Below are 13,208 nucleotides of genomic sequence, written 5' to 3'. Positions count from 1 at the left end.
CCCTTGACGGCACCGACGCTGGAGATTCTGCGGACCGGTCCGCTGGCGCTCGTCGAAGACCTCGGCAGGCCTGGGCTGGCACACCTGGGCGTCACCCGCTCCGGCGCCGCCGACCGGCGGTCGGCCGCCCTTGCCAACCGACTGGTCGCCAACCCGCCCGATCGCGCCACCATCGAGGTGACCCTCGGTGGCCTCACCGCCCGGGTGCACGGCGGGGACGTGGTGATCGCGGTGACGGGTGCCGACGCCGACCCCTCGGTCGACGGACTTGGATTTGGCAGCAACGGCTTTCACGTCGTCCGCGACGGCGGCACCATCTCGTTGGGCACACCCCGCACGGGCCTGCGCAGCTACCTCGCCGTCCGCGGCGGCATCGACGTCCACCCCGTCCTGGGGTCGCGCAGTCACGACGTCCTGTCGGCCATCGGACCCCGGCCGTTGCGAGCGGGCGACGTCGTGCCGGTGGGCGAGCACACCGCGGACTTCCCGGAAGTCGACCAGGCGCCGGTCGCGGCGATCACCGCCGACCCGCAGGAGCTGGCCGTGGTGCCGGGACCACGCGACGACTGGCTCGCCGAACCCGACCGCCTCGTGCACACCGAGTGGGCCGCGACCGATCGCAGCGACCGCGTCGGCATGCGCCTCGATGGGCCGGCACTGCACCCGCGGTGGCCCGATCGCCAACTCCCCAGCGAGGGGGCCGTGCGCGGCTCGATTCAGGTGCCACCCAACGGTTTACCGGTCATCCTCGGCCCCGACCATCCCGTGACGGGCGGCTACCCGGTGATCGGGGTGCTGACCGATGCGGACGCCGACCGGGCAGCTCAGCTCCGGCCCGGCCAGCGCGTCCGATTCCGCTGGACCCGGCCGCGCTCGGTCCTCGCCTGGTAGAACCGAGGTGTGCACACCGCGAGGCTGGTTCACACGTCCGACCTGGACGGCGAGACCCGCGAAGGTGCCCGCCGGATGGTGATCGACGCGTTCGGGGGCGGCGAGACCGACTTCACCGACGCGGACTGGGAGCACGCCCTGGGCGGCATGCACGCCTTGATCTTCCGGCACGGCGCGCTCATCGCCCACGGCGCCGTCGTGCAACGCCACCTCATCCACGCCGGCCGCGCCCTGCGCTGCGGCTATCTCGAAGCGGTCGCCGTCCGGGAGGACTGGCGCGGGCGTGGTCTGGCGATGGCGATCATGGACGGGCTCGAGCAGGTGGTGCGCGGCGCCTATCACCTCGGCGCACTGAGCGCCTCGGAGGCGGGCCGCCCGCTCTACACGGCAAGGGGTTGGCTGCCATGGCAGGGCGCGACGTCGGTGCTGTCGCCGGACGGCGTCACCCGCACGACCGACGACGACGGTGCGCTGTTCGTCCTGCCGGTCGCACTACCCGACGGCGTCGACCTCGACACCCGGGGCGAGATCACCTGCGATTGGCGCGACGGTGACGTCTGGTGAGCCGCCTCACGCGGCCATCGGCGTGTCGGTGAGGCGAAGTTCACGACCGGGTCACCGGTCACCGGCGGCGACACCGCGTGGCAACGGCCGGGTAACAGCTCGGAAACACGGCTTCCCTTGACTGGGGGCATGCACGAGCCGGGCTGGGCGCCACTGACGGGGTTCCGCGTCGCCGTGACCTCAGCACGCCGATCCGAGGAGCTGAGCGCGCTGCTGACCCGGCGCGGCGCGACCGTGACCAGCGCCGCGGCGATCGCGATGGTGCCGCTGCCCGACGACGACGAACTGCGGATGCACACCGAGGCGCTGATCGCGTCGCCGCCCGACGTCGTCATCGCCACGACCGGCATCGGATTCCGCGGCTGGATCGCCGCCGCCGACGGCTGGGGCCTCGCCGCGGATCTGACCGCCGCGCTGGCCAATGCACGCATCCTGTCGCGCGGACCCAAGGCCACCGGTGCACTGCGCGCGGGCGGTCTGCCCGAGGAGTGGTCGCCCGACTCCGAGTCATCGCGTGAAGTGCTGCAATACCTCGTCGCAGGCGGCATCTCGGGCCTGCGCATCGCCGTGCAGCTGCACGGTGCGACCGACGACTGGGATCCGTTCCCCGAGTTCCTCGACGAGCTGCGGGCCGCGGGCGCCGAGGTCGTGCCGATCCGCGTGTACCGCTGGCATCCCGCGCCGCGCAACGGCGCATTCGACCAGATGGTGCTCGACATCGCCGAACGCAAGTTCGACGCCGTCAGCTTCACCTCCGCACCCGCGGTGGCGTCGGTGCTCATGCGGGCGGGCGAACTCGGCGTCTCCGACGAGCTGCTGTCCGCCCTGCGCACCGACGTCCACGCAATGTGCGTCGGCCCGGTGACCGCCCGGCCGCTGGTGCGGCTCGGCGTGCCGACGTCGGCGCCCGAACGCATGCGACTCGGCGCTCTCGCGCGCCACATCACCGACGAACTGCCGGTGCTGCGTTCACGCAACATCCGCGTCGTCGGGCATCTGCTGGAGATCCGCGGCACCTGCGTGCTGGTCGACGGCGAGGTCAAGGAACTCTCCCCCGCGGCGATGGCCACGATCCGTGCACTGGCGCAACGTCCCGGCACCGTCGTGTCACGCCACGACCTGCTGCGCGCGCTACCCGGTGGCGGCACCGACACCCACGCTGTCGAGACGGCCGTGTTGCGTCTACGAACGGCGTTGGGCGACAAGAACATCGTCTCCACGGTGGTCAAGCGCGGCTATCGCCTGGCCGTCGACGAGTCCCCGGTCGGTGTGGCGTGATCCCGATCCTGGTCGCCCACGGCACCCGCAAGCCCGGCGGCGTGGCGATGATCGGCGACCTCGCCGACCGCGTCGGCACCGTGCTGGGCACGCAGGTGCGCACCGCGTTCGTCGACGTGCTGGGTCCCACGCCCACCGACGTGCTCGACGCCGTCATCGGCGGTCCCGCCGTGGTCGTACCCGCCTTCCTCGCCCGCGGTTATCACGTGCGCGCCGACATCCCGGAGCACGTCGACGCCAGTCGCCACGACGACGTCGTGGTCACCGAGGCGCTCGGGCCGTCCGCTCAGCTGATCCACGTGCTCACCGACCGCCTGCTCGAATGCGGTTGGCGCTACGGCGATTCGGTCGTCCTTGCCGCCGCGGGCACGTCCGACGCGGGCGCACAGACCGACCTACGGATCACCGCGGCCATGCTCTCCGCCGCGATCGGCAACCGGGTCGAGCTGGCCTACGCCGCCACCGGTGAGCCGCGCGTCGCCGGCGCGGTTGCCGAACTGCGGTCGCGCGGCGCCCGCCGCGTGGTCGTCGCGTCGTTCCTGCTGGCCGACGGCCTCTTTCAAGACCGGCTGCGGGCATCGGGCGCCGACGCCGTCGCCGAACCGCTGGGCGTGCACCCCGGGGTGGTGCGCCTGATCGCCAACCGGTTCCGCCGCGCCCGGCTGCCGCTCGCCGCCTAGGGTCGCCGACACGACGGAAGATGCGCGTTTCGGCGCGCATCCCGTCATCACCGTCGTCTCGGCGCACAGTTGAGGCATGGCTGCACTCGACACCTACCGGTATCTGCGCGGTGGCATGGCGGTCATGATCGTGCTGCTGGGCGCCGCGGTGGTGGCCGAGCGGGTGGGCGCCGACTGCTGGCAGACCACGATCAGCGACTACTACTACACCTCGGCACATGCGGTGTTCATCGCGAGCGTGTGTGCGGTCGGCGCCATGCTGATCGTCTACAAGGGCAGCAACGCCACCGAGGACGTGCTGCTGAATTTCGCCGGGACCCTGGCCTTCGTCGTCGCGATGGTGCCGACGACGCGGCCCGACCTGCTCTGCGGACCGATTCGGCTGAGCATCGGTGACGACGCGGCGGTCCGCAACGTCTGGGCGGTCGTCGTCGCGCTAGTGGTGTCCCGGGTCGCGTCCTGGTGGATGTACCGGCGCACCGGCACCACGCGGGAGCGCCCGCCACTGGCCAACGCCGCCACGTGGCTGCAACGCGTGGTGCTCGGCGTCGGCGTGGTGACCCTCGTGGCTGCGCCGGAGTGGTTCCGGGCCAACGCCCACGGGGTCGCGGCGGTGGCGATGTTCGCGTCGATCATCGCCACGGTGCTCATCACGGCGTTCGTGACGGGCAACCAGGACCGGGCGAAGTGCCCGCAGCGACGTCGATACCAGGCGGCGTACCGCGTCATCGCCGCGGCCATGGCGCTGGCGCTGGGCACCGCGGTGGTCCTGCACCTGGTACTCGACGGGTTCAACCACGCGATCATCGTGATCGAGGCAGCGCTGATCCTGCTGTTCGGCGTGTACTGGCTGGTGCAGACCGTGGAGCTGTGGGGCACCACCACGCGGGCGCAGCTGATGCCCGACGTCGTCGCCCGGCGCAGCCGAATCCTGCAGGCGCTCTAAGACTCCAGCTGCACGACCCCGTCGACGACGCGGGTGCGGAACACCGGGAGCGAGACTTCCGCGTCGTCGAGGCACTGTCCGTCATCGAGTGCGAAGGCCTGCTTCTTGATCGGCGTCTGCACGCACACCCGGCCGGCGCGGTCACCCACTAGTCCGCGTGACATTACCGCCGCCCGCGAGAAGGGGTCGACGTTGCCCACCGCGTACAGCGACCCGTCCTCGAGCCGGAACAGCGCAGCCTGCGTGCCGTCGGGCAGCAGGACTCCCACACCGCGGCCGGGGATCAGCCGGTCGTACTCGCATGCGGTCGTCCACACCCGGACGTCACCGCGGTCGTCGAGAAGGGTCACGAGATCTCCTGTCGGGGACGGATCGTCGGCATGCCGAGACCGGTGGTGCTGGGCACCTTGCGGCCGGAGCGTTCCTCGAACTCGATGGTCGGGTCGGCGGTGTCGGGGGCATTGACGAACGAGACGAAGCGCGACAGCTTGTCCGGGTCGTCGAGCACGCCCTTCCACTCGCACGCGTAACCGGCGACGTGGCGTTCGATGGCCGCCTCGAACTCAGCTGCCAGACCGAGTGAGTCGTTGCAGACCACGTCGCGCAGGTGGTCGATGCCGCCCTCGAGCGAGTCGAGCCATGGCGCGGTGCGCTGCAGACGATCCGCGGTGCGGACGTAGAACATCAGGAACCGGTCGACGTAGCGGACCAGGGTCGCGTCGTCGAGGTCGCCGGCGAGCAGTTGCGCATGCTTGGGCGTCATGCCGCCGTTGCCGGCGACGTACAGGTTCCAGCCGGTCTCGGTGGCGATGACGCCGACGTCCTTGCCGCGTGCCTCGGCACATTCGCGCGCGCAGCCGGAGACGCCCATCTTGATCTTGTGCGGGGCGCGCAGACCGCGGTAACGCATCTCGAGGTCGATGGCCATCTGCACCGAATCCTGTTGGCCGTAGCGGCACCAGTCGCTGCCGACGCAACTCTTGACCGTGCGCAGCGACTTGCCGTAGGCCTGGCCGGACTCCATGCCACCGTCGACGAGTCGACGCCAGATCTCGGGCAGCTGATCGACCGTCGCGCCGAACATGTCGATGCGCTGGCCGCCGGTGATCTTGGTGTAGAGACCGAAGTCCATGGCGATCTGGCCGATCAGGATCAGGTGCTCGGGCGTGATGTCGCCACCGGGCACCCGCGGCACCACCGAGTAGCTGCCGTTCTTCTGGATGTTGGCCAGGAAGTGGTCGTTGGAGTCCTGCAGCGAGGCGGTGTGTTCGTCGAGGATGTGGTCCGAACTCGTCGAGGCCAGGATCGAGGCGACGGTGGGTTTGCATACGTCGCAACCTCTTCCGGAGCCGAACTTCTCGATCAGACCGGAGAAGGTGCGGATCTCGGTGGCGCTGATGATCTCGAACAGCTCGGCGCGCGACTGGCTGAAGTGTTCGCACAGCGACTTCGACTGCTCGACGCCCTCGGCCTCGAGCAACTGCTTCAACAGCGGTACGCAGGAGCCGCACGAGGTGCCGGCCAGCGTGCACTTCTTGAGGCCACCGACGTCGGTGCACCCACCGCAGATCGCCTCCTTGAGGTCGCCCTTGGTGACGTTGTTGCACGAGCAGATCTGCGCGATGTCCGGCAACGCTCCGACACCAAGACCGGGCGAATCCCCGTCCGCGGCAGGGGCTATCAACGACAGCGGGTCGCCGGGCAGCTCGCTGGCGACCATCGGCCGCAGCACCCCGTAGGCGGATGCGTCGCCGACCAGGATGCCGCCGAGCAGCGTCTTGGCATCGTCGGAGAGCACCAGCTTGGCGTACGTCTGGTTGACCGGATCGTTGACGACGACGTCGAGGCAGTTGGGCGTTCGGCCCTGGGCGTCACCGAAACTGGCGACGTCGACCCCGAGCAGCTTGAGCTTGGTGGACATGTCGGCCTCACCGAACTCGGCCTCACCACCGAGCAGCCGGTCGGCGACGACCTCGGCACTGGTGTAGCCGGGCCCGACCAGGCCGTAGCAGCGGCCGTCGATGGCGGCGACCTCGCCGATGGCATAGATGCTGGGATCGCTGGTGACACAGGACAGGTCGGTCAGCACTCCGCCGCGCTGGGCGATGTCCAGGCCGGCGTAGCGGGCGAGTTCGTCGCGCGGGCGCACCCCGGCGGCGAAGACGACCAGGCCGGCGTCGATGCTGCTGCCGTCGTTGAGCTTCACCCGAATCGAGTCGTCCTCCTGGGACTTCCGCAGGGGCTTGTTCCGCTGGATCGGCTGGATGCTCTCGGTGCTGACACCGGTGTGCACCTCGATGCCGAGCCCGCGGATCATCCGGTTCAGCAGGGCGCCACCCGCGCCATCGAGCTGAGCGGCCATCAGATGCGGTGACATCTCCAGGACCTGGGTCGACAGGCCGAAGCCACGCAACGCGTTGGCGGCCTCCAGACCGAGCAGACCGCCACCGATCACCACGCCGACGGGCGTCTTCGACGTGCTGGCCGCCAGCGCGCTGGCGCGGATGGCGTCGAGGTCGTCGAGCGTGCGGTAGACGTGGCACTGCGGCAGATCGTGGCCGGGGATCGGTGGGACGAATGCGTAGGAACCGGTGGCGAGGACCAGGGCGTCGTACGGCACGCGGCGACCCAGCGAGGTGGTGACGTACTTCGCGGTGCGGTCGATCCGCTTCACCGGGTCGCGCAGGATGAGTTCGACGTGGTCGTCACCGGCATAGGCGTTGCCCGGCAGCGCGAGTCGCGTCCGGTCCCAGTGCTCGGTGTAGCCGGTCAGGCCGACCCGGTCGTAGGCGGCGTCGGCCTCCTCCGAGAGCACCACGACGTGCCAATCGTCCGAGTCGTCCCGCGACCGCAGGGCCTCGACGAAGCGGTGTCCGACCATGCCGTGGCCGATGACCACGACGCGTTGGGATGAGCGCATGCGATGAGGCTAGGAAGCCGATATTGCCGCGATGTCGCGTCGTGTGACGCGCCCATCACTGTGTCCTCACGTTCCCCGTGGGCGGGGTGTGAGCCCTCGGCCGGCCCCCGTGACCCAACGGCAGGGAAACTCGCTACTGCCAGCGGCCGAGGATCTCCTTGGCCCGTTCGGCCAGTGCCGCCTGGAAGAACGGACCGAAGCTGATCCGGCCGACGCCGAGCGGACCGAACGACGCCGGGTCGTCCTGGTCGGGCAGGGCGATCGCGTTGATCGGCAGCGGTAGCTCGTCGGCGAGTCGCCGGTAGGTGTCGGCGTCGTGCCTACCGACCGGGTACAAGCTGTCCGCGCCGGCCTCGGCGGCCAGCTTCAGCCGTGACACCGCACGCTCGAAGCGGTCCGACTCGTCACCGTCCTGACGCAGGAACAGGTCGGTGCGGGCGTTGATCACCACGTGCACGCCTGCCGCATCGGCAGCCTTGCGCAACCCGCCGACGAGCGCGGCGTGCTCCTCGGCCGAGCGGATCCGCTTGCCCTCCTTGTGGACGGTGTCTTCGATGTTGAGGCCCACCGCGCCCACTGCGAGCAACCCCTCGACGAGGCGCTCGGGCGTCTCGCCGTACCCCGACTCGACGTCCACCGACACCGGCACGTCGACGGCGCCGGTGATCTGCGCGACGCGCGTCGTCAGGTCGTCGAACGACATCACCTCGCCGTCCTCCTTGCCGATCGAGTCGGCGACCGGATGGCTGCCAACGGTCAGCGCGCTGAATCCCGCGTCGACTGCGAGCTGCGCCGACCAGGCGTCCCACACCGTCGGCAGGATCACCGGCGTTCCCGGCACGTGCAGCGTCAACAGCGTTGCCGCGAGGTCTCCCAAATCGGGCTTGCGTTGGTGCTTCGACACCTATTCATCCTCCACTCGGTAACGTGACCTGTGTCACTCTGAACACGGTGATGTGGCTAGCATCGCTTGCGTAATGTGATTCCAGACACCCTTCAGCCCAAGGAGGTCAATTCGTTGTCCACGACTACTGAACTCGCCCAACTCCACGAACTCATCGGTGGCCTTCGGCGCTGCGTGACCTCGCTGGCTTCACGCTACGGGGATACCCCAGCGATGCGCCGCATCGTCAACGACGCCGAGAGGATCCTCAACGACATCGACAGGCTCGACATCGATGCCGAGGAACTCGACCTCGTCCGTGGGTTCACCCACCACCATCACGTCGGCGAGAAGATCGGCATCCCGGATACGCAGTATGCCAGCGACTTCTGGCAGGACGTCGACGACGAAGGACTCGGCGGGACTCGCTAGCGGCGCCGCCTGAGACCGGCACCACCGTGCGTCGCAACGCCGCGAAGCACATTACGACCGAAGTGAGGCAAAGTACGTGAGCGCACCCACCGATGACCGCCGTGACACCAGCGGCACCGGCGTCTTCTCGGCGACGCGAGCGCAGATCCCGCAGCGCACGCTCCGCACCGACCAGTGGTGGCGCTCGCCCATCATCACCGACCTCGGCTTCGCCGCGTTCGTCATCTACGCGACGGTGCGCGCGTTCATGCAGAACAACTACTACGTCCCCGACTACCACTACCTGACGCCGTTCTACTCGCCGTGCTTCTCCACGGGGTGCGTCCCCGAGGCCAGCCACTTCGGGCAATTCCTGCCGGACGTGTGGTGGTTGCCGTACGCGGCGCTGTCGCTGCCGTTCCTCCTGCTGTTCCGGTTGACGTGCTACTACTACCGCGGCGCCTACTACCGCTCGGTGTGGCAGGCGCCGACGGCGTGCGCGGTGGCCGAACCGCATGCGAAGTACACCGGCGAGACGCGCTTCCCGCTGATCATCCAGAACACTCACCGGTACTTCTTCTACATCGCGGCGATCATCTCGGTGATCAACACCTACGACGCGATCATCGCGTTCCAGTCGCCCAGCGGATTCGGCTTCGGGCTGGGCAACGTCATCCTCGTCGTCAACGTCGTGATGCTGTGGGTCTACACGCTGTCCTGCCACTCGTGCCGCCACGTCGTTGGCGGCCGGTTGAAGCACTTCTCCAAGCACCCCGTCCGGTACTGGATGTGGGGCCAGATCAGCAAGCTCAACGTGCGCCACAAGCTCTACGCCTGGATCACCCTCGGCACGCTGATGCTGACCGACTTCTACGTCATGCTGGTGGCCAGCGGAACCATCTCCGACCTCAGATTCATTGGTTAGCAACATCGTTCGACTACATACGAATAGGCAAGTGAGGGTTTGATGGCTTCGCACGAAGCTCAACTGGAACGACACGAGTACGACGTCGTCGTGATCGGTGCCGGCGGCGCCGGACTACGGGCCGTCATCGAGGCACGCGAACGCGGACTGCGGGTCGCGGTCGTCACCAAGTCGCTGTTCGGCAAGGCGCACACGGTGATGGCCGAGGGCGGCTGCGCGGCGGCGATGAAGAACGCGAATGCCAAGGACACCTGGCAGATCCACTTTGCCGACACCATGCGGGGCGGCAAGTTCCTGAACAACTGGCGGATGGCCGAACTGCACGCGCAGGAAGCCCCCGACCGGGTGTGGGAGCTGGAGACCTACGGCGCGCTGTTCGACCGCACCAAGGACGGCAAGATCAGCCAGCGCAACTTCGGCGGGCACACCTACCCGCGGCTCGCGCACGTCGGCGACCGCACGGGCCTGGAGATCATTCGCACCCTGCAGCAGAAGATCGTCTCGCTGCAGCAGGAGGACAAGCGCGAACTCGGCGACTACGAGGCCCGCATCAAGGTCTTCCACGAATGCGCCATCACCGACCTGATCCTCGACAAGGGCCCGCGCGAGGAGACGAGCGCACCCCACGAGGCCACGGGTGCGGACACCGGCCCGACGGGCAAGATCGCGGGTGCCTTCGGCTACTGGCGCGAGACCGGCAACTTCATCCTGCTCGAGGCGCCTGCGGTGGTGCTCGCGACCGGCGGCATCGGCAAGTCGTTCAAGGTGTCGTCGAACTCGTGGGAGTACACCGGCGACGGCCACGCGCTGGCGCTGCGCGCCGGGTCGACGCTGATCAACATGGAGTTCATCCAGTTCCACCCCACCGGCATGGTCTGGCCGCTGTCGGTGAAGGGAATCCTGGTCACCGAGGGCGTGCGCGGCGACGGCGGGGTGCTGAAGAACTCCGAGGGCAAGCGCTTCATGTTCGACTACATCCCCGAGGTCTTCAAGGGGCAGTACGCCGAGAGTGAAGAAGAAGCCGACAAGTGGTTGGCGGACAACGACTCCGCCCGTCGCACACCCGACCTGCTCCCCCGCGACGAGGTCGCCCGCGCGATCGTCGCCGAGGTCAAGGCGGGGCGTGGCACACCGCACGGCGGCGTCTACCTCGACATCGCGTCGCGCATGCCGACCGAGGAGATCAAGCGTCGACTGCCGTCGATGTACCACCAGTTCATCGAGCTGGCCGAGGTCGACATCACCAAGGACGAGATGGAGGTCGGCCCGACCTGCCATTACGTCATGGGTGGCATCGAGGTCGATCCCGACACCGGCGGCGCCGCGACGCCAGGGTTGTTCGCCGCAGGCGAGTGCTCCGGGGGCATGCACGGCAGCAACCGCCTCGGCGGCAACTCGCTGTCCGATCTGCTGGTGTTCGGCCGCCGCGCCGGGCTCGGAGCGTCCGATTACGTGCGGGCACTGTCCGACCGGCCGAAGGTGTCGCAGGAAGCGCTCGACGAGGCCACGAAGATGGCGTTGGCGCCGTTCGAGCCGCACGACGAACCCGAGAACCCGTACACCCTGCACGCCGAACTGCAGGAGTCGATGAACGATCTCGTCGGCATCATCCGCAAGGAAGAGGAGATCGAGCAGGCGCTCGCCAAGCTCGACGAACTCAGGGGCCGGCTGCAGAACGTCGCCGTCGAAGGCGGCCACGTCTACAACCCCGGCTGGCACCTCGCGATCGACATGCGGAACATGTTGCTGGTCAGCGAGTGCGTCGCCAAGGCGGCGCTGCAGCGCACCGAGAGCCGTGGCGGACACACCCGCGACGACTTCCCCGAGATGGACGCCAAGTGGCGCAACAAGCTGCTGGTATGCCGGACCACCGACGCGGCGACCGCCGAAGCGATGGTTCCGCGCGTGACGGTGGAGGCCGAGCCGCAGGACCCGATGCGGCCCGACCTGCTGGAGTGCTTCGAACTGTCCGAGCTGGAGAAGTACTACACCGACGGCGAACTCCACGAGCACCCCCAACGGAAGGGCTGACATGGCTTCCTACGATGCGAGCCTGCGGGTCTGGCGCGGCGACGACTCAGGCGGCGAGCTGAAGGACTACACCGTCGAGGTCAACGAGGGCGAGGTGGTGCTCGACATCATCCACCGCCTGCAGGCCACTCAGGCCAACGACCTCGCCGTGCGGTGGAACTGCAAGGCGGGCAAGTGCGGATCGTGCTCGGCGGAGGTCAACGGCCGTCCCCGACTGCTGTGCATGACCCGGATGTCGACCTTCGGGGAGGACGAGACCGTCACCGTCACCCCGCTGCGGACCTTCCCCGTGATGCGCGACCTGGTGACCGACGTGTCCTTCAACTACGAGAAGGCGCGCGAGATCCCGTCGTTCACCCCACCGAAGGACCTGCAGCCGGGCGAGTACCGGATGCAGCAGGAGGACGTGAACCGGAGCCAGGAGTTCCGCAAGTGCATCGAGTGCTTCCTGTGCCAGAACGTCTGCCACGTGGTGCGTGATCACGAAGAGAACAAGCAGTCGTTCTCCGGGCCGCGGTACCTCATGCGGATCGCCGAGCTGGACATGCATCCGCTCGACGTCGCGGACCGCAAGGACATCGCGCAGGAGGAGCACGGGCTCGGCTACTGCAACATCACCAAGTGCTGCACCGAGGTCTGCCCCGAGCACATCAAGATCACCGACAACGCGCTGATCCCGATGAAGGAACGCGTCGCCGACCGCAAGTACGACCCAATCGTGTGGTTGGGCAACAAGCTGTTCCGGCGATGAGCGCTTGCGCGAAGAGCAGACAGCGGCGATGAGCGCTTGCGCGAAGAGCAGACAGCGCCGGTAGTTTGCTGCCGACGCCTCGACCGGGAAGCCAGCGTCACGCCCGACCACGGGGGTGACGCTGGCTTCACGTTGGGAGTCTGCTGAGTCGCAGTTGGTCTTGATTCTTGCGGCGTACGCTCGGGATCGAGCAGCCAGTTCATCGACGAAGGGCGGCCTCGTGAGGACGAGAGAAACTCAGAGCGTCAACGACATTCGGACCGCGATCCGCGAACTCTCCACCCGTGCCGAACTGGCGCGCAAGGAGGGTAGGCCCGACGACGCCGCCGAACTCGATCGGCGCGTGCAGTACTACCGCGAGGAACTCGGCGCGCGGCCCTAGCTTGCGCGCGGACTACTGGCCCAGGCGCCGGAACGTGCTCCGGTGGAAGACGATGGGCGCGACGTCGTCGTGCACGGTGATGTCGCTGACCCGCAGCACGACGATCGTGTGATCGCCCGCGAGGATCTGCTGTTCGATCGCGCTCTCCAGCCACACGCTGGTGCCCTCGATGAACACTGCGCCGCTGTCCCGTGACACCGTTTCGAGGCCGGCGAACCGGTCGCCGGTCTTGGCCGCCAGCGTCCGCGCCGCTGCGTCGTGCGCCTCGCCGAGCACGCTGATACCCAGCGACGGCAGGTCGACCAGCTTCGGCCACGTGGTAGAGGTGTTCTGCACGCAGAACGACACCAGCGGCGGATCCAGCGACACCGGGACGAACGTGCTCGCGGCCAACCCGACGCGCACGCCGTCCACCTCGGCGGCGATCGCAATGACGCCGGTCGGGAAGTGCCCGAACGCCTCGCGCAAAGACGACGGGCTGAGTTCTGTGCTGCTCATGGCTTCCTCATCTTCACACAGGCTCCGCGCCCGCCCTCGTCGGTCTGC

Annotated in this window: 14 protein-coding genes; 10 read left to right on the top strand and 4 right to left on the bottom strand. The window is 68.4% G+C overall.

The window, feature by feature from the left end; translation table 11 throughout:
- The first annotated feature begins 3 nt into the window (after positions 1-3).
- From LOK44_RS25740 to LOK44_RS25720, 5 genes are all read left to right on the top strand, one after another.
- On the top strand, positions 4-891 hold the full coding sequence (locus LOK44_RS25740; protein ID WP_237572926.1) for a 5-oxoprolinase subunit C family protein: 888 nt from the start codon (positions 4-6) through the stop codon (positions 889-891).
- Positions 892-900: 9 nt separating this feature from the next.
- Entirely contained in the window at positions 901-1,455 is a 555-nt protein-coding gene (locus tag LOK44_RS25735) for a GNAT family N-acetyltransferase (protein WP_237572925.1), read from the top strand.
- A 129-nt stretch (positions 1,456-1,584) separates the two neighbouring features.
- The gene (locus LOK44_RS25730; RefSeq protein WP_237572924.1) at positions 1,585-2,733 is read left to right on the top strand and encodes a uroporphyrinogen-III synthase; all 1,149 of its coding nucleotides are present in this window, start codon (positions 1,585-1,587) and stop codon (positions 2,731-2,733) included.
- Positions 2,730-3,413, top strand: a complete 684-nt coding sequence (locus LOK44_RS25725) for a sirohydrochlorin chelatase (RefSeq protein ID WP_237572923.1) — start codon at positions 2,730-2,732, stop codon at positions 3,411-3,413. Before LOK44_RS25730 ends, LOK44_RS25725 begins: the two co-directional genes overlap by 4 nt.
- A 76-nt stretch (positions 3,414-3,489) precedes the next feature.
- A complete protein-coding gene (locus tag LOK44_RS25720; protein ID WP_237572922.1) occupies positions 3,490-4,359 on the top strand; it encodes a hypothetical protein in 870 nt (289 codons plus the stop codon).
- On the opposite strand, the gene nirD is transcribed toward LOK44_RS25720, so the two are convergent.
- From nirD to LOK44_RS25705, 3 genes are all read right to left on the bottom strand, one after another.
- A complete protein-coding gene (gene nirD / locus LOK44_RS25715; protein WP_237572921.1) occupies positions 4,356-4,709 on the bottom strand; it encodes a nitrite reductase small subunit NirD in 354 nt (117 codons plus the stop codon). The genes LOK44_RS25720 and nirD overlap by 4 nt on opposite strands.
- Positions 4,706-7,279, bottom strand: a complete 2,574-nt coding sequence (nirB, locus tag LOK44_RS25710) for a nitrite reductase large subunit NirB (RefSeq protein WP_237572920.1) — start codon at positions 7,277-7,279, stop codon at positions 4,706-4,708. Before nirB ends, nirD begins: the two co-directional genes overlap by 4 nt.
- Before the next feature lie 133 nt (positions 7,280-7,412).
- Positions 7,413-8,183 (bottom strand): isocitrate lyase/PEP mutase family protein, encoded by a 771-nt coding sequence (locus LOK44_RS25705; RefSeq protein WP_237572919.1) that lies wholly within the window; start codon positions 8,181-8,183, stop codon positions 7,413-7,415.
- 114 nt (positions 8,184-8,297) lie between these two features.
- Here LOK44_RS25705 and LOK44_RS25700 point away from each other — a divergent pair, with 114 nt between their 5' ends.
- From LOK44_RS25700 to LOK44_RS25680, 5 genes are all read left to right on the top strand, one after another.
- Positions 8,298-8,594 carry an Rv0250c family protein gene (locus tag LOK44_RS25700; protein WP_237572918.1) on the top strand — a complete coding sequence of 99 codons (297 nt, stop codon included), beginning with the start codon at positions 8,298-8,300 and terminating at the stop codon, positions 8,592-8,594.
- Between the two features lie 76 nt (positions 8,595-8,670).
- Positions 8,671-9,498, top strand: a complete 828-nt coding sequence (gene sdhC / locus LOK44_RS25695) for a succinate dehydrogenase subunit SdhC (RefSeq protein ID WP_237572917.1) — start codon at positions 8,671-8,673, stop codon at positions 9,496-9,498.
- 42 nt (positions 9,499-9,540) lie between these two features.
- Positions 9,541-11,529 carry a fumarate reductase/succinate dehydrogenase flavoprotein subunit gene (locus LOK44_RS25690; RefSeq protein ID WP_237572916.1) on the top strand — a complete coding sequence of 663 codons (1,989 nt, stop codon included), beginning with the start codon at positions 9,541-9,543 and terminating at the stop codon, positions 11,527-11,529.
- Between the two features lies 1 nt (position 11,530).
- Positions 11,531-12,280, top strand: a complete 750-nt coding sequence (locus LOK44_RS25685; protein ID WP_237572915.1) for a succinate dehydrogenase/fumarate reductase iron-sulfur subunit — start codon at positions 11,531-11,533, stop codon at positions 12,278-12,280.
- Positions 12,281-12,500: 220 nt separating this feature from the next.
- Positions 12,501-12,662, top strand: a complete 162-nt coding sequence (locus LOK44_RS25680) for a hypothetical protein (RefSeq protein WP_237572914.1) — start codon at positions 12,501-12,503, stop codon at positions 12,660-12,662.
- Between the two features lie 12 nt (positions 12,663-12,674).
- Here LOK44_RS25680 and LOK44_RS25675 read toward each other — a convergent pair whose 3' ends face one another.
- Positions 12,675-13,160 (bottom strand): flavin reductase family protein, encoded by a 486-nt coding sequence (locus LOK44_RS25675; protein ID WP_237572913.1) that lies wholly within the window; start codon positions 13,158-13,160, stop codon positions 12,675-12,677.
- Positions 13,161-13,208: the final 48 nt, after the last annotated feature.

The sequence above is a fragment of the Mycolicibacterium lacusdiani genome, assembly GCF_021916785.1.
Classification (GTDB): Bacteria; Actinomycetota; Actinomycetes; order Mycobacteriales; family Mycobacteriaceae; genus Mycobacterium; species Mycobacterium lacusdiani.
This window is presented reverse-complemented; position numbering and strand designations above follow the sequence as displayed.

Coding starts and splice junctions, on each gene's coding strand:
- LOK44_RS25720 (WP_237572922.1), top strand. CDS start 3,490: ATGGCTGCACTCGACACCTACCGGTATCTGCGCGGTGGCATGGCGGTC.
- LOK44_RS25675 (WP_237572913.1), bottom strand. CDS start 13,160: ATGAGCAGCACAGAACTCAGCCCGTCGTCTTTGCGCGAGGCGTTCGGG.
- LOK44_RS25685 (WP_237572915.1), top strand. CDS start 11,531: ATGGCTTCCTACGATGCGAGCCTGCGGGTCTGGCGCGGCGACGACTCA.
- nirB (WP_237572920.1), bottom strand. CDS start 7,279: ATGCGCTCATCCCAACGCGTCGTGGTCATCGGCCACGGCATGGTCGGA.
- LOK44_RS25730 (WP_237572924.1), top strand. CDS start 1,585: ATGCACGAGCCGGGCTGGGCGCCACTGACGGGGTTCCGCGTCGCCGTG.
- LOK44_RS25690 (WP_237572916.1), top strand. CDS start 9,541: ATGGCTTCGCACGAAGCTCAACTGGAACGACACGAGTACGACGTCGTC.